The sequence below is a fragment of the Pseudomonas baltica genome, assembly GCF_031880315.1.
In the GTDB taxonomy this organism is placed as follows: domain Bacteria; phylum Pseudomonadota; class Gammaproteobacteria; order Pseudomonadales; family Pseudomonadaceae; genus Aquipseudomonas.
The window spans coordinates 4,161,629-4,181,474 of record NZ_CP134771.1 but is presented as its reverse complement, the minus strand read 5'-3'; the positions used below and the strand labels follow the sequence as shown (position 1 = coordinate 4,181,474).

The following is a 19,846-nucleotide window of genomic DNA, read 5'->3' as shown; positions in this document are numbered from 1 at the left end:
CCATTACCTGGATCGTGCAGCCGCGATCAGTCGACAACTACAACAACAAAAACAATGGAGAGTCCCACATGGCAGATTTCTCGCGCCGCAGCTTCCTCAAGACCGCCTCTCTCGCCTCGGCGGCCGCAGCGGCAGGAAGCCTCGGGCTGTACAGCTCGAGCAGCCTTGGCGCCGATGTCATCACCCTCAAGTACGCCAACAACCTGCCCCTGACCCACCCCATGAACGTGCAGGCGCGCAAGATGGCCAAGGCCATCAAGGAAGAAACCGACGGCCAGGTGATTCTCCAGGTGTTCCCCAGCAGCCAACTGGGCAGCGATACCGACACCCTCGCGCAAGTACGTTCCGGCGCAGTCGATCTGTTCTCGCTGTCGCCCGTCATCCTCGGCACCTTGGTGCCCGCCGTGCAGATCAGCGCCATTGGCTTTGCCTTCAAGGACTACGACACCGTTTGGCAAGCCATGGACGGTGATCTGGGCGCCCACGTGCGCGCACAGATCGCCAAGGCCGACGATGGCAAGCTGTTCGCCTTCGAAAAAATGTGGGACAACGGCTACCGCGTGACCACCACCAGTACCCGGCCGGTGGCCACCCCCGACGCGCTGAAGGACATGAAGCTGCGCGTGCCGCCGAGTCCGATCCTTACCTCGATCTTCAAGGCGTTCGACGCCGCGCCGACCGCCATCAACTTCGCCGAGGTGTATTCGGCCCTGCAGACGCGGGTCGTCGAAGGCCAGGAAAACCCCTTGACCCTGGTGGACTCGGCCAAGCTCTACGAAGTGCAAAAATACTGCTCGCTGACCAACCACGTGTGGGACGGCTTCTGGATGCTCGGCAACAAGACCAACTTCTCCAAGCTTTCGGCCGAGCAACAGGTGATCGTCACCAAGCACATCAATGCCGGCATCCTCGCCCAGCGCGAAGACCTGGCCAAGTTGCAAGGCAGCATCCGCGACACCCTCAAGGGCAAGGGCCTGGAAATCGTCGAAGCGCCACCTGAGCCGTTCCGCGCCAAGCTGGCCTCGACCAGCTACTACGCCGACTGGAAAAAGACCTTCGGTGACGACGCCTGGGCGATTCTCGAGAAGTACGCCGGGAAGCTGGCATGAACACCCACGTCGCTTCGGCCTCCGTTGCTTCATCGCGCCTGCCGGCCCGGGTGCTGATCTGCCTTAACCGCTGGGCAATGCGCATCGTCGGCCTGTTGGCCGTGGTGCTGATGGTGGTCGAAACCGGTGTGCTGCTGGCGGGGGTGATCTCGCGCTACCTGCTGCACAGCCCGTTGATGTGGTCGGATGAACTCGCCTCATCGCTGTTCATCTGGCTGGCGATGTTCGGCGCGGTGCTGGCGCTGGACCGCGGTGAGCACATGCGCATGTCGGCCATCGTCAACAAGCTGCCGGCCAACTGGCGGGCCTTCAGCGAGACGCTGTCGGCGATGATCGTGTGCATTTTCGTGGCGATGATCATCACCCCGGCCATGCATCACGCCACTGAACAGATGGTCATCACCACACCGGCCCTGGGTATTCCCGACGGCCTGCGGGCGGCGGCGTTGCCAGTGGGTGCGGTACTGATGCTACTGGCGGCAGTGGCGCGTATGGCGCGCTGTACCACAGTGCGCCAGTTCGGCGCTGGCCTGCTGCTGATTGCCGCCGTCGCGGGCGGTTTGTGGTTGGCCCAGCCGTTGCTCGGGCAGATCGGCAACTTCAACCTGGTAGTGTTCTTCATGGTGCTGCTGGGCGCCTGTGTGTTCGGCGGCATCCCGATCGCCTTCGCCTTCGGCACCGCGACCATGGCGTACCTGGCGCTGGTCACCCACGCGCCGATGTCGATCGTGGTCAGCCGCATGGACGAAGGCATGTCGCACATGGTGCTGCTGGCCGTGCCGCTGTTCGTGATGCTGGGGGTGGTGTTGCAGCTGTCGGGCATGGCCAAGACCCTGATCGACTTCATGGCCTCGTTGCTCGGCCACGTGCGCGGCGGCTTGCAGTACGTACTGCTGGGGGCGATGTTTCTGGTGTCGGGGATTTCCGGTTCCAAGGTCGCCGACATGGCAGCCGTCGCCCCGGCGCTGTTTCCGGAAATGAAAAAACGCGGCTCCAAGCCTGAAGAATTGGCGGCGCTGTTGGCGGCCACTGGCGCAATGACCGAGACCATCCCCCCGAGCCTGGTGCTGATCACCATTGGTGCGGTGTGCAGCGTGTCGATCACCGCCCTGTTCATCGGCGGGCTGATGCCGGCCGTGGTCGGCACCGTGGTCATCGCCCTGGTGTGCTGGTGGCGCTCGCGCAACGAGGCCAAACCGGACGTCCAACGCGCGCCCATGGGCACGGTGCTCAAGACCTTCTGCATCGCCTTGCCGGCCCTGGCCTTGCCGTTGCTGATCCGTATCGCCGTGCTCGAAGGCGCGGCCACGGCCACCGAAGTATCGACCATCGGCGTCGCCTATGTGGTGATGGTCGGCCTGGTGATGCACCTGTTCATGCGCCACATCGAATTCAAGCGCGTGTACCCGATGATGCTTGAAGCGGCGGCGTTGTCGGGGTCGATCCTCTTGATCATCGGCATGGCCTCGGCCATGGCCTGGGCGCTGACCCAGTCGGGCTTTTCGGCCAACCTGGTGGACATTATCGCGGACCTGCCAGGCGGCAAGTTCACCTTCATGCTGGTGACCATCGTCACCTTCCTGATCCTCGGCAGCGTGCTGGAGGGCATCCCCGCCATCGTGTTGTTCGGGCCCTTGATGTTCCCGCTCGCGGAGATGCTCGGCATCCACCCGGTGCACTACGCCATGGTGGTAATCCTGGCCATGGGCATCGGCCTGTTCGCGCCGCCCCTGGGGGTGGGTTTCTATGCGGCCTGCGCGATCAGCAAGGTGAGCTCGGACAACGTCATCCGCAAGGTCTGGAGTTACCTGGCGGCGTTGATCGTCGCGCTGGTCATCGTGGCATGCTTCCCGTGGATTTCCATCGGCTTTTTGTAGCCCGCGCTGGCTGGCCTTTTTCGCAGGCGAGCCACCTCGCTACATGATTCACCGCTGACCCTGTAGCGAGGGGGCTTGCCCCCGACGACTTCGACACAGATTCCCGCAGCGCGGCGCGAGCCCCACGGCATCGCTACGCCCTGAATAAATACAAAAGAGAGCAACCTCATGACTCAAGCAGCCCAGCAGTATCGTCAATCCGCCGTAGGCCGTGTCGCACTGGTGACCGGCGCCGCCATGGGCATCGGTGCTGCCATCGCCCAGCGTCTCGGCGAGGACGGTCACACCGTGGTGGTGGCCGATATCAATCTGGCCGCCGCCGAGGAAATGGTCGCCGGCCTGCGCGCCAACGGCATCGAAGCGCTGGCCATGGCCATCGACGTCGGCAACCCCGAGTCCATCGCCAGCGTCTTCGCCGACCTGGAGCGCAGCCACGGCCGCTGCGACGTGCTGGTCAACAACGCCGGCATCGCCAAGACCCTGCCCTTTATCGACTACCCGCTGGACAACTGGCAGCGCGTGCTCGACATCAACCTGACCGGCACCCTGCTGTGCGGGCAACACGCGGCGCGCCTGATGCGCAGCAACGGCTGGGGTCGGATCGTCAACGTCGCCTCCATCAGCGGCATGCGCGCCAGCGCCGGGCGCACCGCGTATGGCACGTCGAAGGCAGCGGTGATCGGCCTGACCAAACAGATGGCGATCGAACTCGCGGAATACGGCATCACCGTCAACGGCATCGCTCCAGGCCCGGTGGATACGCCGCTGACCCAGGCCTTGCACTCGCCCGAGACGCGCGCCTCCTACGCCCGAGCGGTGCCCTTGAAGCGCTACGGCACGCCGGCGGAGATGGCCGGGGCGGTGGCGTTTTTGGCGTCGGATGATGCGTCCTATATCAGCGGGCATGTGATCCCGGTGGATGGGGGGTTCATGGCGTCCGGCATTCTGGAGATTTGATGGGGCGGTGAGGGCCTCTTCGCGGGCAAGCCTTGCTCCCACAAGCGTAGGACTCTAAAGCTGCTGTGGAGCAAGACTTGCCCGCGAAGGGGCCATCCGCCCCCCCGCAAAACCACTTACCAATGCACAAAACCCCTCGCCACTGGGCCAGTCCCGCGGCCGCGATCAGCCTTCTGCCGCGCGATTGACCTCCGCCTCCTGCCCCGCCAGCCGCGCGCTGTCGATAAACGAGCTGATGCACGGGTTATGGTTGTCGTGCTTCCACACCGCAACCACCTCGATCATCGGCGCGTTCTTCAGCGGCCGGAACGTCGTGGTCGCCAGGCGCATGTTGCGCATCGAGCGCGGCACGATGGCGATGCCCATGCCCTCGCCCACCAGATTGACGATGGTCTGCTGCATGTTGATCTCCATGGCGACCGTCGGCGTGACGCCATGTTGCAGGCAGTAATTGACGATCATGTCGTGCAGCGCCGGCGCGATGTGCCGGGGCACGATGATGAACGGCTCGCCGGCCAATTGCATCGGCTCCACCACCTCGTAATCAAGCAGGGCGTGCCCCGGCGGCAGTACCAGCATCATCTCCTCGCTGTACACACTGGCAGTCTCCAGCCCGGTGCAATCCTGGGGGCGATACATGATGGCGACGTCCTTCTGGCCGCTGCTGATGTCCGTCGCCAGGTCCATGGGCAGCGTTTCAGTCAGCTTGAGGGTGACCTGCGGATATAACGCCGCATAGCGCCGAGTGATGGCCGGGGTGACGCTATAGGCCGTGGACATCATGAAGCCCACCGACAATTCACCGGCCTCGCCCCGTGCCGCCGCCAGGGCGTTGCGCTTGGCCTGCTCGAACGCCGCGAATACCGTGCCGGTGTCCAGATAGAAGCGCTGGCCGGCGTCAGTCAGCTCGACGCGGCGGCTGGAGCGATCGAACAACTTGACCCCCAGCTCTTCCTCCAGCAGCGCGATCTGCCGTGACAACGGCGGCTGGGAGATATGCAGACGCTGCGCCGCACGGCCGAAATGCAGGGTCTCGGCCAGGGTGCGGAAGTATTCGAGGTGGCGTAGCTCGATCATCATTGCTCCGGAAGGTATCAATGGCTGCCCGATTATGTATTGGAAAAGATCGGTGTGCCTACCTATTGTAGGAAGCGTAAGCCACCGAGCCCGTTGCGCCACAAGCGCGTCGACTCGCGATAGTCACGAGCTATATAAAAACAACAAGGTGACCGCTGATGTCCGCAAACCACGCTCTACCTACGCGTGCCGTACCCCCGTCCATCGTTTTAGCCGATTGTGATATTGCCAACGACCGCGATCCGCAAGTGCGCCAGGCCTTTCGCCGCGCGCTGCGCCTGATGGAGCGTGGTATCGCTGTATTGATCCAGGGCGAAACCGGCACCGGCAAGGAAGTCCTCGCCCGCGCCCTGCACCTGCACAATCAACAGACCCGCCGCGCCAATCTGGTGTCGCTCAATTGTGCCTCCATCCCTGAAACCCTGATCGAGAGCGAGCTGTTCGGCTATGCCCGCGGCGCGTTTTCCGGCGCCTTGCCGGGCGGCAAGAAGGGCAAGGTCCTGCAGGCCGACGGTGGCACGCTGTTCCTCGACGAGATCGGCGACATGCCGTACGAGCAGCAGACCCGTCTGCTGCGGGTGATCGCTGAACGCGAGATCACCCCGCTGGGCGCCGAACAGTCGATTCCAGTGGACTTCGCGCTGATCTGCGCTACGCACCAGGACCTTTCCGCGCGGATCAAGGCCGGGGAATTTCGGGAAGATCTGTTCTATCGCATCGCCACCGGCGTCGTGCATCTGCCGGCTCTGCGCGAGCGCACTGACCGCGCCGACCTGATTTGCAGCATGGTGGCGGCCGAGATGCCTGAGCGCGATCCGCGCCAGGCGATCGCCGATGACGTGTGGGGCGTGCTGATGAACCATCCGTGGCCCGGTAATCTGCGCCAGATGCGTGCGGTGATTCGGTATGCCTGCGCGGTGATGGAAGGGTCGCGGATTCAGCGGCATGATCTGCCGGAGGAGTTCGCTGGGGCGGCAGCGCTGCAGCATGCTCACGAGATCCGCACAGGCACTGCGCCTTATTCGGCGCCGAACACGCGGCCCCTCGCTACAGGGTTCGCCAACGTCACGCCGTTACGTCGGCGGGTGCCGGTGGACATGCGGGTGGACAAAAGCGCCGAGGAACGCCACAACGTGCTGCAGGTGCTCAAGCTGTGCCGCTGGAACATGACCGCCGCCGCGCGGGAGTTGGGGATCTGCCGACCGTCGCTGTACCGGATCTTGCGCCGGCTGGAGATTGCGCCGTTGAGGTCGCAGTTGGCGGAAGGCGAGGGATTGCTGTGTTGAACAAGCCGGCCCTTCGCGGGCAAGCCTTGCTCCCACAGCGCAAACCGGGCCTGAGCCTTAGACCTGTGGGAGCACAGCTTGCTGGCGAAGGGGCCGGCACGGTTTGCCCGAAAACATGGACTTGCCCCACAGGCGTTCGACTCTCGATCCGGCACTCCTGCACACCGCAGGCATCTACACCGCAGGAATCATCGCCAGAATAATCGACACCGTCACCAGCGACAGCAGCGTCGAAATCAATATCGAGCGCGACATGGTGTTGGCCTCGCGCTCGAACAGTTCGGCCAGCATGAACGGCCCATTGCCGATCGGCAGGGCACTGAGCAGCAGCGCCGCCCACGCCCACATCGGCGGCATGTCGAACACCTTGAAGGCCAGCCAGGCGGTCAGCAACGGTTGCAGAATCAATTTGCACAGCACCAGCAAAAATACTGTTCTGGCGTCCCCCGGCTGCGGCTTGGACGCGGCCAGGAACAGACCGATCGACACCAGCGCGCAGGGCCCCGCCGCCGCCCCCAGAAACTGGAACAACTGCCGCAAGCCACTGGGCATCTGCCAGCCGCTGGCGGCCACCAGCGCACCGAAGAGCGGCGCCAGCATCACCGGGTTGCGCAGCAATGAGCCTCCCACCTTGAGCAGCGTGCGGCCCAGGTGTTTTTCGGCCTGGCGATAGCTCTCGATCATGATGATCGCTACGGCGAACAGCAGGCAGGCGGTCATCAAGGTGCCGATCACCGCCGGCGGCATGCTCTGATCGCCGAACGTCAGCAGGCATAACGGAATGCCCAGGAACCCGGAGTTGGGATAGGCCGCACCCAAGGCGTCGATGGTCGCATCGATGAAGTGCGCCCGGCTGCGCAGCCTTATCCACAAGGTGAGCCCAAATACCCCGGCCATGCCGAGGCCGAATGCAGCGATATAGCCCAGATTGAGTGACTGCACCGACGCCAGGCGCGACATCGACTCGAACAGCAGCGACGGCAGGCCCAGAAAGATCACGAAACGGTTCAGTTCACTGGAGGCGTTGGGCCCCAGGATATTGCGCTTGCGACAGAAGAAGCCGACGAAAATCAGGCCGAATACGGGGAAGGCGACGTTGAAGATGGCCAGCATCCAAGGGGTTCCTTACTGCTGAGAATTTGATGTTGTTTGAACTGACGTCTTCGCGGGCAAGCCTTGCTCCCACAGAGTCGTACACCTGTGGGAGCAAGGCTTGCCCGCGAAAGCGCCCTCACTATCAATGAAGATCCATCAGGCACACTTGAGCATCAGCCCCCCATCCACCACCAGAAGCCGACGAAAATCAGGCCGAATACGGGGAAAGCGACGTTGAAGATGGCCAGCATCCAATGGGTTCCTTACTGCTGTGAATTTGATGTTGGTTGGACTGACGCCTTCGCGGGCAAGCCTTGCTCCCACAGAGTCGTACACCTGTGGGAGCAAGGCTTGCCCGCGAAAGCGCCCTCACTATCAATGAAGATCCATCAGGCACACTTGAGCATCAGCCCCCCATCCACCACCAGATTGATCCCAGTGATATACCGCGCTTGATCCGACGCTAAAAACAGCGCCGCATTGGCCACATCCCAGGCATCGCCCATAAAGCCCATCGGGCATTGCGAATGGCGGGTATCGAGCATGCTGTCGATATTGCCGCCGTAACTTGCGGTCAGCGACGCGCGCACCATCGGCGTGTCCATCAACCCGGGCGACACGCAATTGGCGCGAATTCCCGCCGCCGCATATTGCGCGGCGACATTCTGGGTCAGGGCAATCACCGCCGCCTTGGTCGCGGTATAGGCCACATAAGGAAAGCCCAGCCAACGCTGCGCCGCCACCGAGGCGATAGTGACGATCGCGCCGCTGCGCTGCTGCTCCATGACCGGCAAGGTGAACTTGCAGGTCAGGAACAAACTGGTCTGATTGACCGCGACCAGGCGATTCCAGCTCTCCTCGCTGGCCTCTACCGGGCCACCGGTTTCGGCGATGCCGACGTTGTTGTGCAGCACATCGATGCGGCCGAAATAGTCCATGGCCGCAGCTACCATGCGCTGCACCTCGGCGCTTTGCGCGACATCGGTGGCATGGGCTTCGCACTGCCCGCCTTCCTCGCGGATCATCGCGCAGGTCTGCTCGGCACTGGCCAGGTTACGGTCCACCGCCAGCACCCGCGCGCCTTCACGGGCATACAGCAACGCGGCAGCGCGACCATTGCTCATGCCGTCGGCAATGGCCCCGGCGCCGGTGACGATCACGGTCTTGCCGTGCATGCGCGGGCTCATCAGGCCACCGCCTGGTCGAAACCGGCGAGGCAGTGATCGTCTAGCGTTTCGATCGGCGTGAAGTCGCGATGGGCGATAAAGTCCGGGCGCTTGAAGCGAGTGATGGCGTTGTCCACCGAGTTGGTGGTCACGTACAGGGTGTTGCGATCCCAAGGCGACAGATTTGGCGACGAGGCATGCACCAGCGTGCTCTGGAAAATCAGCACGGTACCCGCCCGACCCTTGGGCGCGACGATGCCGCCTTCGGCCACCAGCTCGGCGACCTTGGCGTTATCCAGCGTCCACAGCGGATAACTGGTGGTGCTGCGGTCGTGGCTGGCCTCGATGCGCCCGCGTTTGTGGGAGCGCGGAATGAACATCAGCGGGCCGTTGAATTCGTTGACCTCGTCGAGGAACACCGCGACGTTCATGGCCCGCGCCTCGGGCATGCCGTCGTCCTCGTGCCAGGTGCCGAAATCCTGGTGCCATTGCCACACGTCGCCGTTGAACGCGGCCTTGGCATTGACCTTGAACTGGTGCATGTACACGTCGCTGCCAAGCAATTGCCGCGCCGGATCGATGAGCCGGGGATGGCGGGCCACGCGGGCGAACACCTCGTCAAAGGTGTGGGCGGCGAACACGGTGCGCACGGCGCCGCTTTTTTCCTTGATCACCTCATCGCGATCGAGTTTGTACAAGCGTGGCAGACGGGACTTCATCAACGCCGCCTCGTCCGGGCTGAACAGCCCTTCGAGGAGGATGTAGCCGTCGGTTTCATAAGCTTCGATTTGTTCTTGTGTCAGCTTCATGAGTGTCTCCAGGGAGTGTTGCGCAGGCCATCAGGCCTGCTTGCGTTTGGACGCGTGTGCCGAGCCCTCCAGAATCCGCGCCAGGTGTTCGGCTGCGCTTTCGGCATGCTGCTGGGCGAGGAACCCGGCACGGTCCTCGTCGCCAATGAGTACGGCTTGCAAGATGGCCTGGTGCTCGTCCCAGACGCTGTCGAAGGAGCGCACCTCGTGCTTGAGCACCGAGCTCATGGTGCGGCGGATATGCTGCCAGTGCAGCGCAGTGGTTTCGGCGATCATCGGATTGCCCGAGAGCTGGTAGAGCCACTGGTGGAAGGCCATGTCCAGGCGCAGCAGGGCGTTGAGGTCTTGCCCTGCGGCGGCTTGGCGCCCGGCGGCGATCAAGGCGTGCCCCTCGGCCTCGCAAGTTTCGGGGCCGAGATCGTACACCCGCCGCGCCGCGCCCCGGGCCGCCAGCGCGTCGAGGGCGGCCCGCACCTGATATAGCTGCACCAGCTTCTGCGGGTCCAGCGGGGTGATGATCACGCCTTTGCGCCCGGATTCTTCGATAAAGCCCTGGCGCTTGAGCAGTTGGAAAGCCTGCAGGATTGGCTGGCGCGACACGCCCAGTTGCTCGGCCAGACCTTCCTGAGTGACCCGCTCGTTGGGCTGCAGGGTGCCTTGGCAGATGGCATCGAGGATCGACTCGTAGACCTGCTCGACCAGTTGCGTTTGGGAAGGGATCTTGTGCATGGGCCAGTGCGCCTGTTTAGATACAGTGTTCTGTATACAGACTACAAAGCCATGGGGGTTACGTCAAATGGATCTTGGTGATGGCTGACGGCCTCTTCGCGGGCAAGCCTTGCTCCCACGGGGGTACGCCGTAGGACCTGTTTACCCGGTGGGAGCAAGGCTTGCCCGCGAAGAGGCCAGTGAAATAAACATACCCATTGCAGACTGCCTACAACCCCAACTCCCGCCGCGCCAGCTTCACCAGCTTCAACGCGTCGATCGGCTTCAGCAAAAAATCCACCACGCTCAAATGCATGGCTGCGATCGCGTCCTTCACCCCGGCGTCGCCGGAAATGATGATGATCGGCAATGCCGCCCGCTCCGATTCGCGCACCTTGCGGATCAGCTCCAGGCCATTCATGGGCCCCATGCGCAGATCGGTGATGAGCAGGCCGATGGAGCGGTCGGTGATCAGTCGCAACGCCTCTTCGGCGCAGCCGGCGGTCACGCAGGCGATATCGTGGAGCTCGAGAATCTGCGCCATCAAGTCCCGCGAATCGGCATCGTCATCCACCACCAGTGCACGCAGCGGCGGCAGGCTCGGGGCGAGCATCGCTTCACTCAGGGCCTCGCGCTCGGCATCGCTCAGCAGCTCAGGATCGTGGTCGGTCATACGTCTCTCGGCAAACAGAAAGCCAAAGGTAACTGCATTGGTTTCAGACCCGCGCAATCTCAATCCGCCATCACCCTCTGTCGGATCGATGCGCTGGTGTTGCATGATGCGTAGGATCGTAGCGTTCTAGAAGCTTTTTTTTTAGACTGTCATCGTACAACTATAAAAAACGCCACCCGCTGGCGACCACTGCTCAAGCACCACAGGCGACCGCAGTCATGACCAAAGACGAAGAGGCCTTCAGCAAGGCCGGCAAGACCGCGGTGCAGCAGAACATCCATGGCACGCTGCAATTCCTCCAGCGATTCTCGCCTTTCAACCAGATGGAACACGCGCACCTGGCCTATCTGGTGGAGCAGTGCCGACTGTGCTTTTATGCCGCCGAAGAGAGCATCATCAAGCCTGCCGATGGCCCGGTCGACTACTTCTATATCGTCAAGCAGGGCCGCGTGGTCGGCGAACGCCCGCACTCGGCCAGGCGCGGCACCGAGACCACCTTCGAAATCACCACCGGCGAATGCTTCCCGCTGGCCGCCCTGCTCGGCGAACGCGCGACCCGCACCGAGCACCTGGCCGCCGAAGATACCTTCTGCCTGCAGCTCAACAAGGCTGCGTTCGTCAAACTGTTCGCGCTGTCGAGCACCTTTCGCGACTTCGCCCTGCGCGGGGTCAGCAGCCTGCTCGATCAGGTCAACCAGCAGGTCCAGCGCCAGGCCGTGGAGACCCTCGGCACCCAGTATTCGCTGAACACCCGCCTGGGCGATCTGGCCATGCGGCACCCGGTCACCTGCGGCCCGCAGCTGCCCCTGCGCGATGCGGTGGCGCTGATGAACGAGCACCAGGTCGGCAGCATCGCGGTGATCGACGAGCTGCGCTTCCCGCGGGGCATCTTTACCCTGCGCGACCTGCGCCAGGTGGTGGCCGACGGCACGGGCGACTTCACCCAGCCGATCGCCGACTACATGATCCCCGAGCCGTTCTACCTGAGCCCGGAAGCCAGCGCCTTCGACGCGGCCATGGCCATGACCGAGCGGCATATCGCGCACATCTGCCTGGTTCGTGATCGGGTGCTGTGCGGTGTGATTTCCGAGCGCGATCTGTTCTCCCTGCAACGCGTCGACCTGGTGCACCTGTCGCGCACCATCCGCAACGCCACCCGGATCGAGGCGCTGGTGGCGATTCGCAGCGAGATCAGCCAGCTGGTCGAGCGCATGCTGGCGTTCGGCGCCTCGTCGACCCAGATTACCCGCATCATCACCCAGCTCAACGACCACACCACCTGCCGGGTCATCGAACTCACGCTCGAAGAGATGGGCGATCCCGGCGTGCCGTTCACCTGGCTGTGTTTCGGCAGCGAAGCGCGGCGCGAGCAGACCCTGTACAGCGATCAGGACAACGGCATCCTCTTCGAGGCCCGCGACGATGCCGAGGCGGCGGCCTTTCGCACTTTGCTGCTGCCGGTGGCGCAGCAGATCAACCAGCGCCTGGCGCAGTGCGGCTTCGCCCTGTGCCGCGGCAACATCATGGCTGGCAACCCCGAGTTGTGTCTGTCGCGGGTCGAATGGGCGCGGCGCTTTGCCGGCTTCATCCGCGAGGCCACCCCGGAGCACTTGCTGAGTTCAAGCATCTATTTCGACCTGCGTTCGGTGTGGGGCGACGACACCGGTTGCGCGCGCCTGCGCCAAGGCATGCTCGATCAGGTGGCGGAGAACAAGCTGTTCCAGCGCATGCTGGCCGAGACCGCCCTGCGCCTGCGCCCGCCGGTGGGGCGTTTCCGCGAGTTCGTGCTGGTGCGCCGCGGTGCCGATCGGGTCGCCACCCTGGATCTCAAGGCCGATGGCCTGACGCCCTTCGTCGAGGGTGCGCGCCTGTTGGCGCTGGCCCACGGCATCGACGCCAGCAACACCATGGAGCGCCTGCGCCAACTGGTGCTCAAGGAAGTCATCGATGCACTGGATGGCGCCGCCTTTGAAGAGGCCTATCAGTTTATCCAGCAAAGCCGTATGCAGCAGCACCAGCGTCAGGCCCGCGAGAACCGTCCGTACTCCAACCGCATGGACCCGGACAGCCTCAACGACCTCGACCGGCGCATCCTGCGCGAATCGCTGCGCCAGGCCAAGCGCCTGCAAAGCAGCCTGGCCCTGAGGTATCAGCTGTGAGTCTGCTGGCCCGCCTGCCCAGTTGGCTTCGTCGTGCGGCTCCCCTCTTGAGCGCCGAACAGCAAGCCCGCCTGCTGGCCTTGCCCGCTCCGGCCGCACCGAGTGACCAAAGCCTGCGCCGCCAGCGTTGGGTGGTGGTCGATACCGAAACCACCGGCCTGAACCTGAGCCGCGATTGTCTATTGTCCATCGGCGCGGTGGTGATCGAGGATGGCGCCATCGACCTGGGTGCCGGCTTCGAGCGGACCTTGCAATACAGCAGCAACAAGACCGCCCCCAGCGTGTTGATCCATGGCCTGAGCCCCAGCGCGCTGGCCGCCGGCAGTGAGCCGAAAGAAGCGCTGCTGGAGTTTCTCGAGTTCGTCGGCGACAGCCCGTTGCTGGCCTTCCACGCCTGGTTCGACCAACACATGCTGGGCAAGGCTCTCAAGGAAAACCTCGGTTACAAATCCGCCCATCGCTGGCTCGACGTCGCAGACATCGCGCCCATGCTGTTTCCCGATCAGGTCGGGCGCCTGGCGGGCCTCGACAACTGGGTCGAGCACTTCGCCCTGCACGTCGAGGAGCGCCATCACGCCAGTGCCGATGCGTTGGTGACTGCCGAGCTGTGCATGATTCTGTTCAGCCACGCACGGCGCCAGAGCATCGACAGCCCCGTGCTGCTGGAAGATCGCCTGAACCAGTGGCGCCGGCATCAGCAGGCGCCGTCGGTGTGATCGACTCTATCCTTGCATGCCCAGAATCTTCCGACAGAGCCCTATTGCACCTTCCGGAACCCCCTGCCACAATCGCGAACAATTCTCGTTAGTTATAACATTTTGTTTCCGGGGACCGCCTTGTCCATTGCCCAGAGCCCTCAGCGCGAGTTGATCGGTACGCTTTACCGCGACCACCGCAGCTGGCTGCTTGCCTGGTTGAAGCGCAGCATCGCCTGCCCGCAGCGTGCCGAGGACCTCAGCCAGGATACCTTCGTGCGCCTGCTGGGCCGCGAGCGCCTGGACACCCCGCGCGAACCCCGGGCGTTTTTGCTGGCCATCGCCAAGGGCCTGCTGTTCGACCATTTCCGTCGCGCCGCCCTGGAACAGACCTACCTGGCCGAACTGATGCGCCTGCCCGAGGCCGAACAGCCCTCCCCCGAAGACCGCCAGTTGATCCTCGAAGACCTCAAGGCCATCGACGCACTGCTCGGTAAACTCTCCAGCAAAGCCCGCAGCGCCTTCTTGCTCAATCGCCTCGACGGCCTGAGCCACGGCGAAATCGCCGAGCAACTTGGGGTCTCGGTGCCGCGAGTGCGCCAGTACCTCGCCCAAGGCATGCGCCAATGCTACGTGGCACTCTACGGCCAGCCGACGTGAATGCCGCCAGCGCTCCGGTCTCGGCGCACGTGCTGGATGCCGCCATCAACTGGCAGCTGCGCCTGGACGGCCCCCTCAGCGCGCCTGAACGCGAAGCCCTGATACGCTGGCTCGCCGCCCATGAAGAGCACGCCCGCGCCTGGCAGCAACTGGGCATGCTCGACCAACGCTTCAGCAACGCCACCGGCCCGGTGCGCAAGGCCCTGCTGCAATCGCGCGAGGGCAGCCGCCGGCGCGTGCGTACCTTGGGTGGGGGCTTGGCTGGCGTGGTCGCGCTGATCGCCGTCGCGTTGATCGCCAATGACCGCACCGCGCCGCTGGGCTACTGGCTGGCCGACCAGCGCACCGCCACCGGCGAGCAAAAGGTGGTGCAACTGGACGACGGCACGGTGATCAACCTCAACACTCATAGCGCCATCGACGTGCGCTTCAGCGCCGAGCAACGCCTGATCGTGCTGCGCGAGGGCGAAATCCTCGTCGAGACCGGGCACAAATATCACGATCAGCGCCCGTTCATCGTCACCACCGACGATGGCCAGATGCGCGCCCTGGGCACGCGCTTCGTGGTGCGCCGCGAGGACCATGGCACCCGCCTGAGCGTCTTGCACTCTGCGGTCGCAGCGCAGGCGCAAGCCGCTGGCGGCGAACGCATCATCAACGAAGGCGAACAAGTGCTGCTGCACCGCGACGGCCTCGACGCCACCCTGGCCCTGCGCCCCGGCGCCGACGCCTGGACCCGCGGCATGCTGGTGGTCGACAACGTGCGCCTGGCCGACCTGATCGATGAACTGGGCCGCTATCGCCGCGGCCACCTGGGCGTCGGCCCCGACGCCGCCGACCTGCGCATCACCGGCAGCTTCCCGCTCAAGGACACCAACCTGGCTCTCAAGGCCCTCCCGACTACCTTGCCGGTACAGATCGAACAGCGCACGCCGTGGTGGGTGACGGTAGTGGCCAAACAATAAGCTGCAAATACGTGTAGTGATGCAACTGGCCACAAGAACACCGTAAAAACCCTGCCAAAAAAATTATTTCCCTCCGCCCTATCACTTTCTCGATCTCGTCCGGCACACATGCAATCGCCTATTTCCTTCCAGGAGCTGCTGCATGTCCCGCCCTATGAACGCGCTGTTACGCCCTCGCTTGCTGGCCGTTGCCATCGCCATGGCGTTGCCGTTGGCCGGCACCGTTGCCTACGCTGCCGAGCAGGGCGCGGTGCGCAGCTACACCCTGCCGGCCGGCCCCTTGGCCAGCACCTTGAATCAAATCGCGAGCCAGGCCGGTATTACCCTGGCGCTGGACCCGAGCCTGGCCAACGGCCGCACTTCGGCGCCGGTCAACGGGCCATTCAGCGGGGTGGGCGCCTTGCAGGCAGCATTGAACGGCACGGGCGTGCAGCTGCAGCAGAGCAGCGCCGGTACCTACACCCTGGTGGCGGCGCCGGTGGGGGCGGTGGCGTTGCCGTCGACTGACATCAATGCGGCCGCAAACGAGGAAAGCGCCTGGGGGCCCGTCGAGGGCTACGTCGCAACCCGTACCGCGGCCGGGACCAAGACCGACACCGCACTGGTGGAAACCCCACGCTCCATCTCCGTGGCCACCCGCCAGCAGATGGACGACCGCGGCGTGCAGACCCTCGAAGACGCCGTCAAATACATGCCCGGCATCGTCTCGGCGAGCTACGGCAGCGACACCCGCTACGACTGGATGCGCGTACGCGGCTTCGAGCCGACCCAGTTCCTCGATGGCCTGCCGCTGCCCAAGGGCACCTACGCCAACCCGAAAATGGAAACCTGGGACCTGGACCGCCTCTCCCTGCTGCGCGGCCCGGCCTCTTCGCTGTACGGCCAGACGCCTCCCGGCGGCCTGATCGACATGGTCAGCCGGCGCCCGAGCGACGTCACCAGCCACGAAATATCCCTGCAGTACGGCAGCGACAACTGGCGCCAGATCAATTTCGCCAGCACCGGCAAGATCGACGACGAAGGCCGCTTCCTCTACGGCATCAGCGGCGTGATCCGTGACAGTGGCACCCAGATCGACCACGTCGACAACAAGCGCTACAACATCGCCCCCAGCCTGACCTGGAACATCGACCCGGACACCAAACTGACCTTCCTCAGCCAGTTCACCCGCGACGATACCGGCACCACCAGCCAGTTCCTGCCGATTCAGGGCACCAAGATCAAGACCCCGTTCGGCGACATCTCCCACCACAAGAACCTGGGCGATCCTGACTACGACTACTACGACCGCACCTACTACGCGCTGGGCTATGCGTTCGAGCATCGCTTCAACGACGTGTGGCAGTTCCACCAGAACCTGCGCTACACCAAGTCCGATCTCGCGTTCCAGACCGTCACCGTCAACTCCTACATTTCGGGTCTCCCCAATTACACCGTGGACGCCAACGGTAATCTCGGCCGCGGCAGCACCAACGTCGACGAAGACATCAGCCAGTTCGCCCTGGACAACAACTTCCAGGCAGACTTCAACACGGGCGATATCAGTCATACCTTGCTGATGGGAGCCGACCTGCAGCGCATCAACACCAATTACCTGTCGATCTTCGGCACCGCCTCGTCGATCAACGTCAACGACCCGGTGACCACCACGCCAACCGTTCGCCCTGCGCGCTCCACTGCGTTCTACGACTACGATCAGAAAACCACCCAGACCGGCGTCTACCTGCAAGACCAGATGGCCTTGGACAAATGGCGCTTCACCCTGGGCGGTCGCGAAGACTGGGTGCACACCGGCACCAAGTTCTTCAACAAGAGCGATGCCACCAACACCGCGCGAGACAGCAACTTCAGCCTGAACTCGGCCGTCAGCTACGTGTTCGATTCGGGCGTGGTGCCTTACCTGTCCTACGCCGAGTCGTTCCAGCCGACCATGGGCGCGGACATGACCACCACCAGCTCGTTCAAGCCGACCCAGGGCAAGCAGTGGGAATTGGGCATCAAGTACCAGCCGCCGGGCTCCAAGACCCTGCTGAGCGCTGCCGTGTATAACCTGACGCAGAAAAACGTAGCGGTCACCGACAGCGCCAGCGGCACCCCGATCACCAGCCAGGAAGGCGAAGTCAAAGTCAAAGGCCTCGAACTGCAAGCCATCTCCGACCTGACCGACAACATCAAGCTGATCGCCGCCTACACCCTGGCCAAGTCCGACATCCAAAAAGGCGACAACAAAGGCAACCGTCTGCAACTGATGCCGAACCAACAAGCCTCCCTGTGGACCGACTACACCTGGCACAACGGCGTACTCAACGGCTTCGGCATCGGCGCGGGCGCCCGCTACACTGGCAACACCTATGGCGACCAGGCCAACACCTGGCTGGGCAAGGCCGACGCCTACACCGTATTCGATGCCTCGGCGCACTACGACCTAGGCGCGCTGTCCGGCAAGCTCAAAGGCGCCTCCCTTGGTGTAACCGCGAAGAACGTCTTCAACAAGGACTACATCTCCACCTGCGACGGTTACTACTGCTACTACGGCGACCAGCGCAGCGTCGTCGCCAGCGCCACCTACAAATGGTAAGCGCCTGATGCCTCACACCAGCCGCCCTCAGGGGCGGCTTTTGTCGTTCTGGACACCTGTGAAATGAACAGTAAAACAATTCGTCGCTGGTCCTTCATCCACACCTGGTCCAGCCTGATCTGTACGCTCTTCCTCCTGTTGCTGGCGCTCACCGGCCTGCCGTTGATCTTCCACCATCAGATCGACCATCTGCTGGGCAACGAGCCGACTTTCGCCACGCTGCCCGCCGGCACCCCGAACCTGGACCTGCAGCAACTGGTCGAGGCCGCCGAGCGCCATCGCCCGGGCGAGGTGGTGCAGTATTTCGGCTGGGATGACGACGCCCCTGAAGGCGTGATGGCGATCACCGCCGCCACGGCCGACACCGAGCCCAACTCGTCCCACACCTTCATGCTCGACGCGCGCACCGGCCAGGCGCTGGCGATGCCGTCAGCCAACGGCGGCTTCATGATGGTCATGCTGCGCCTGCACGTGGACATGTACGCGGGGCTGCCGGGCAAGCTGTTGCTGGCGTTCATGGGCGTGCTGTTCGTGCTGGCGATCGTCTCCGGGGTGGTGCTCTATGCGCCCTTCATGCGCCGCCTGGACTTCGCCACCGTGCGCCAGCACAAGTCGCGCCGGGTGCGCTGGCTCGACCTGCACAATCTGCTGGGCATCGTCACGCTGACCTGGGCGCTGGTGGTGGGCGTCACCGGGGTGGTGAGCGCCTGCGCCGACCTGCTGATCGCCGCCTGGCGCAACGACAGCCTCAGCGCCATGGTCGCGCCCTACCGCGATGCGCCGCCGCTGGTGCAGCGTGCGCCGGCCACACGCTTGCTGGAGATAGCCGAACAGGCCGCGCCGGGCATGACCGCCGATTTCATCGCCTTCCCCGGCACGCGGTTTTCCAGCGCGCATCACTATGCGGTTTTCCTCAAAGGCGCCACGCACCTGACCTCGCACCTGCTGACCCCGGTGCTGATCGACGCACGTACCTTGCAGGTCACTGCGGTCGCCGAGCGGCCTTGGTACATGGATGCCATGGGGCTGTCACAGCCATTACATTTCGGTGACTACGGCGGGCTGCCGATGCAGGTGCTGTGGGCACTGCTGGATGGCTTGACGATCATTATCCTGGGCAGTGGCGTGTATCTGTGGTGGGTACGACGCCGGGCGGCGGCGCAGCTCGAGGTGGCGCCATGAGCAAGCGCAAGCCCAGGCTGTGGCCGGTGTTCAAGGTGCCGGTGTCGATAGGGCTGCTGAGCGCCGCCGGGTTGTTCGCGGCGCTGCTGGGCGATGGCGCTTGGGACACGCTGAGCTGGGTGGGGCTGGGGCTACCGGCGTGGCTGGCGCTGCGCGGGCTGTTGGCGCGACGCGGCCCGATGCCACCGCACAAGCACTAGGCGACCGCTCACGAGCGGCTATGCACCGGGTCAGGAGCAGTCCGGCTGTCCTGCCGTAAAGCGCCGCATCGGGTTGATCGCCGCGTTGAAGTCGCGCATCCCCTTGACCCCGATCAGCAGCGGGTAGGTGAAGTTGCTGCGATCGGTCAGGCTGACCTCGACCGTCTGCTTGTCTTCGCCAATGCACATGCTCAGCTCGATCACCGGACGCTCGGCCGCCTCGGCCGCCTCTCGGACGTCATCTTCTTCGATACGGCTCTTGACCTTGGCGACGCGCGCCAGCCGGTGCTCGTACACCTTGGCGTCGTCCTTGTCGCTGCCCAGCTGAAAACTCACCCACTGCTCGCCGTCTCGCTCGAAGCGCTGGATGTTCCTGGCCGACAACGATGAGGTCAGCGCGCCGGTGTCCATCTTGGCTTTGAGCGTCTCGCCGATCTCCGGCAACTTGATGTATTCGTAACGGCCATACAGTACGGGGTCTTCGCCAGCCAGGGCCAGGATCGGCAATACCAGGAGCGACAGCAGGACACAAACCGATTTCACGTAAGGATTTCCTCGATGGGCGCGCGCGGCCGTCCTTGCCTGGCAAAACGCAGTAACAGCATAAGACCACTCATCACCAAGAGGTTCGCGGTTCCAGCAAGCATGGC

At 63.8% G+C, this 19,846-nt stretch carries 18 protein-coding genes; 11 read left to right on the top strand and 7 right to left on the bottom strand.

Annotated elements, in window-relative coordinates; translation table 11 throughout:
- Positions 1-68 precede the first annotated feature (68 nt).
- From REH34_RS18665 to REH34_RS18655, 3 genes are all read left to right on the top strand, one after another.
- The gene (locus REH34_RS18665) at positions 69-1,109 is read left to right on the top strand and encodes a TRAP transporter substrate-binding protein (RefSeq protein WP_311968745.1); all 1,041 of its coding nucleotides are present in this window, start codon (positions 69-71) and stop codon (positions 1,107-1,109) included.
- The gene (locus REH34_RS18660; RefSeq protein WP_226504343.1) at positions 1,106-2,986 is read left to right on the top strand and encodes a TRAP transporter large permease subunit; all 1,881 of its coding nucleotides are present in this window, start codon (positions 1,106-1,108) and stop codon (positions 2,984-2,986) included. Before REH34_RS18665 ends, REH34_RS18660 begins: the two co-directional genes overlap by 4 nt.
- 168 nt (positions 2,987-3,154) lie before the next feature.
- The gene (locus tag REH34_RS18655) at positions 3,155-3,943 is read left to right on the top strand and encodes an SDR family NAD(P)-dependent oxidoreductase (RefSeq protein ID WP_226504342.1); all 789 of its coding nucleotides are present in this window, start codon (positions 3,155-3,157) and stop codon (positions 3,941-3,943) included.
- 165 nt (positions 3,944-4,108) lie between these two features.
- Here the strand turns inward: REH34_RS18655 and REH34_RS18650 are convergent, their stop codons facing one another.
- Complete coding sequence (locus tag REH34_RS18650) at positions 4,109-5,020, bottom strand: LysR family transcriptional regulator (RefSeq protein ID WP_311968744.1); 912 nt, start codon at positions 5,018-5,020, stop codon at positions 4,109-4,111.
- Positions 5,021-5,178: 158 nt separating this feature from the next.
- Here REH34_RS18650 and REH34_RS18645 point away from each other — a divergent pair, with 158 nt between their 5' ends.
- A complete protein-coding gene (locus REH34_RS18645) occupies positions 5,179-6,306 on the top strand; it encodes a sigma 54-interacting transcriptional regulator (protein ID WP_311968743.1) in 1,128 nt (375 codons plus the stop codon).
- A gap of 174 nt (positions 6,307-6,480) precedes the next feature.
- On the opposite strand, the gene REH34_RS18640 is transcribed toward REH34_RS18645, so the two are convergent.
- From REH34_RS18640 to REH34_RS18620, 5 genes are all read right to left on the bottom strand, one after another.
- Positions 6,481-7,419 carry an AEC family transporter gene (locus REH34_RS18640; protein WP_226504340.1) on the bottom strand — a complete coding sequence of 313 codons (939 nt, stop codon included), beginning with the start codon at positions 7,417-7,419 and terminating at the stop codon, positions 6,481-6,483.
- Between the two features lie 371 nt (positions 7,420-7,790).
- Positions 7,791-8,588 carry an SDR family NAD(P)-dependent oxidoreductase gene (locus REH34_RS18635; RefSeq protein ID WP_311968742.1) on the bottom strand — a complete coding sequence of 266 codons (798 nt, stop codon included), beginning with the start codon at positions 8,586-8,588 and terminating at the stop codon, positions 7,791-7,793.
- On the bottom strand, positions 8,588-9,376 hold the full coding sequence (locus REH34_RS18630) for a phytanoyl-CoA dioxygenase family protein (RefSeq protein WP_311968741.1): 789 nt from the start codon (positions 9,374-9,376) through the stop codon (positions 8,588-8,590). Before REH34_RS18630 ends, REH34_RS18635 begins: the two co-directional genes overlap by 1 nt.
- 30 nt (positions 9,377-9,406) lie before the next feature.
- Positions 9,407-10,105 (bottom strand): GntR family transcriptional regulator, encoded by a 699-nt coding sequence (locus tag REH34_RS18625; RefSeq protein ID WP_311968740.1) that lies wholly within the window; start codon positions 10,103-10,105, stop codon positions 9,407-9,409.
- Positions 10,106-10,313: 208 nt separating this feature from the next.
- Complete coding sequence (locus tag REH34_RS18620; RefSeq protein WP_226504466.1) at positions 10,314-10,757, bottom strand: response regulator; 444 nt, start codon at positions 10,755-10,757, stop codon at positions 10,314-10,316.
- A 218-nt stretch (positions 10,758-10,975) separates the two neighbouring features.
- On the opposite strand from REH34_RS18620, the gene REH34_RS18615 reads away from it, so the two are divergent.
- From REH34_RS18615 to REH34_RS18585, 7 genes are all read left to right on the top strand, one after another.
- Complete coding sequence (locus tag REH34_RS18615) at positions 10,976-12,916, top strand: DUF294 nucleotidyltransferase-like domain-containing protein (RefSeq protein WP_311968739.1); 1,941 nt, start codon at positions 10,976-10,978, stop codon at positions 12,914-12,916.
- A complete protein-coding gene (locus REH34_RS18610; RefSeq protein WP_311968738.1) occupies positions 12,913-13,632 on the top strand; it encodes a 3'-5' exonuclease in 720 nt (239 codons plus the stop codon). Before REH34_RS18615 ends, REH34_RS18610 begins: the two co-directional genes overlap by 4 nt.
- A gap of 120 nt (positions 13,633-13,752) precedes the next feature.
- Positions 13,753-14,271, top strand: a complete 519-nt coding sequence (locus REH34_RS18605) for an RNA polymerase sigma factor (RefSeq protein WP_226504334.1) — start codon at positions 13,753-13,755, stop codon at positions 14,269-14,271.
- Positions 14,238-15,236: a FecR family protein gene (locus tag REH34_RS18600; protein ID WP_311968737.1), complete on the top strand. Its 999-nt coding sequence runs from the start codon at positions 14,238-14,240 to the stop codon at positions 15,234-15,236. Before REH34_RS18605 ends, REH34_RS18600 begins: the two co-directional genes overlap by 34 nt.
- 142 nt (positions 15,237-15,378) lie before the next feature.
- Positions 15,379-17,814, top strand: a complete 2,436-nt coding sequence (locus REH34_RS18595; RefSeq protein WP_311968736.1) for a TonB-dependent siderophore receptor — start codon at positions 15,379-15,381, stop codon at positions 17,812-17,814.
- A 63-nt stretch (positions 17,815-17,877) separates the two neighbouring features.
- Complete coding sequence (locus tag REH34_RS18590; protein WP_311968735.1) at positions 17,878-18,996, top strand: PepSY domain-containing protein; 1,119 nt, start codon at positions 17,878-17,880, stop codon at positions 18,994-18,996.
- Positions 18,993-19,196: a hypothetical protein gene (locus tag REH34_RS18585; protein ID WP_311968734.1), complete on the top strand. Its 204-nt coding sequence runs from the start codon at positions 18,993-18,995 to the stop codon at positions 19,194-19,196. The genes REH34_RS18590 and REH34_RS18585 overlap by 4 nt, the downstream gene beginning before the upstream one ends.
- Before the next feature lie 30 nt (positions 19,197-19,226).
- Here the strand turns inward: REH34_RS18585 and REH34_RS18580 are convergent, their stop codons facing one another.
- Positions 19,227-19,739, bottom strand: a complete 513-nt coding sequence (locus tag REH34_RS18580) for an ATP-dependent zinc protease (RefSeq protein WP_226504329.1) — start codon at positions 19,737-19,739, stop codon at positions 19,227-19,229.
- Positions 19,740-19,846 lie beyond the last annotated feature (107 nt).

Coding starts and splice junctions, on each gene's coding strand:
- REH34_RS18640 (WP_226504340.1), bottom strand. CDS start 7,419: ATGCTGGCCATCTTCAACGTCGCCTTCCCCGTATTCGGCCTGATTTTC.
- REH34_RS18600 (WP_311968737.1), top strand. CDS start 14,238: ATGCTACGTGGCACTCTACGGCCAGCCGACGTGAATGCCGCCAGCGCT.
- REH34_RS18595 (WP_311968736.1), top strand. CDS start 15,379: ATGTCCCGCCCTATGAACGCGCTGTTACGCCCTCGCTTGCTGGCCGTT.
- REH34_RS18665 (WP_311968745.1), top strand. CDS start 69: ATGGCAGATTTCTCGCGCCGCAGCTTCCTCAAGACCGCCTCTCTCGCC.
- REH34_RS18655 (WP_226504342.1), top strand. CDS start 3,155: ATGACTCAAGCAGCCCAGCAGTATCGTCAATCCGCCGTAGGCCGTGTC.
- REH34_RS18590 (WP_311968735.1), top strand. CDS start 17,878: ATGAACAGTAAAACAATTCGTCGCTGGTCCTTCATCCACACCTGGTCC.
- REH34_RS18585 (WP_311968734.1), top strand. CDS start 18,993: ATGAGCAAGCGCAAGCCCAGGCTGTGGCCGGTGTTCAAGGTGCCGGTG.
- REH34_RS18645 (WP_311968743.1), top strand. CDS start 5,179: ATGTCCGCAAACCACGCTCTACCTACGCGTGCCGTACCCCCGTCCATC.
- REH34_RS18625 (WP_311968740.1), bottom strand. CDS start 10,105: ATGCACAAGATCCCTTCCCAAACGCAACTGGTCGAGCAGGTCTACGAG.
- REH34_RS18660 (WP_226504343.1), top strand. CDS start 1,106: ATGAACACCCACGTCGCTTCGGCCTCCGTTGCTTCATCGCGCCTGCCG.
- REH34_RS18615 (WP_311968739.1), top strand. CDS start 10,976: ATGACCAAAGACGAAGAGGCCTTCAGCAAGGCCGGCAAGACCGCGGTG.
- REH34_RS18630 (WP_311968741.1), bottom strand. CDS start 9,376: ATGAAGCTGACACAAGAACAAATCGAAGCTTATGAAACCGACGGCTAC.
- REH34_RS18650 (WP_311968744.1), bottom strand. CDS start 5,020: ATGATCGAGCTACGCCACCTCGAATACTTCCGCACCCTGGCCGAGACC.
- REH34_RS18620 (WP_226504466.1), bottom strand. CDS start 10,757: ATGACCGACCACGATCCTGAGCTGCTGAGCGATGCCGAGCGCGAGGCC.
- REH34_RS18635 (WP_311968742.1), bottom strand. CDS start 8,588: ATGAGCCCGCGCATGCACGGCAAGACCGTGATCGTCACCGGCGCCGGG.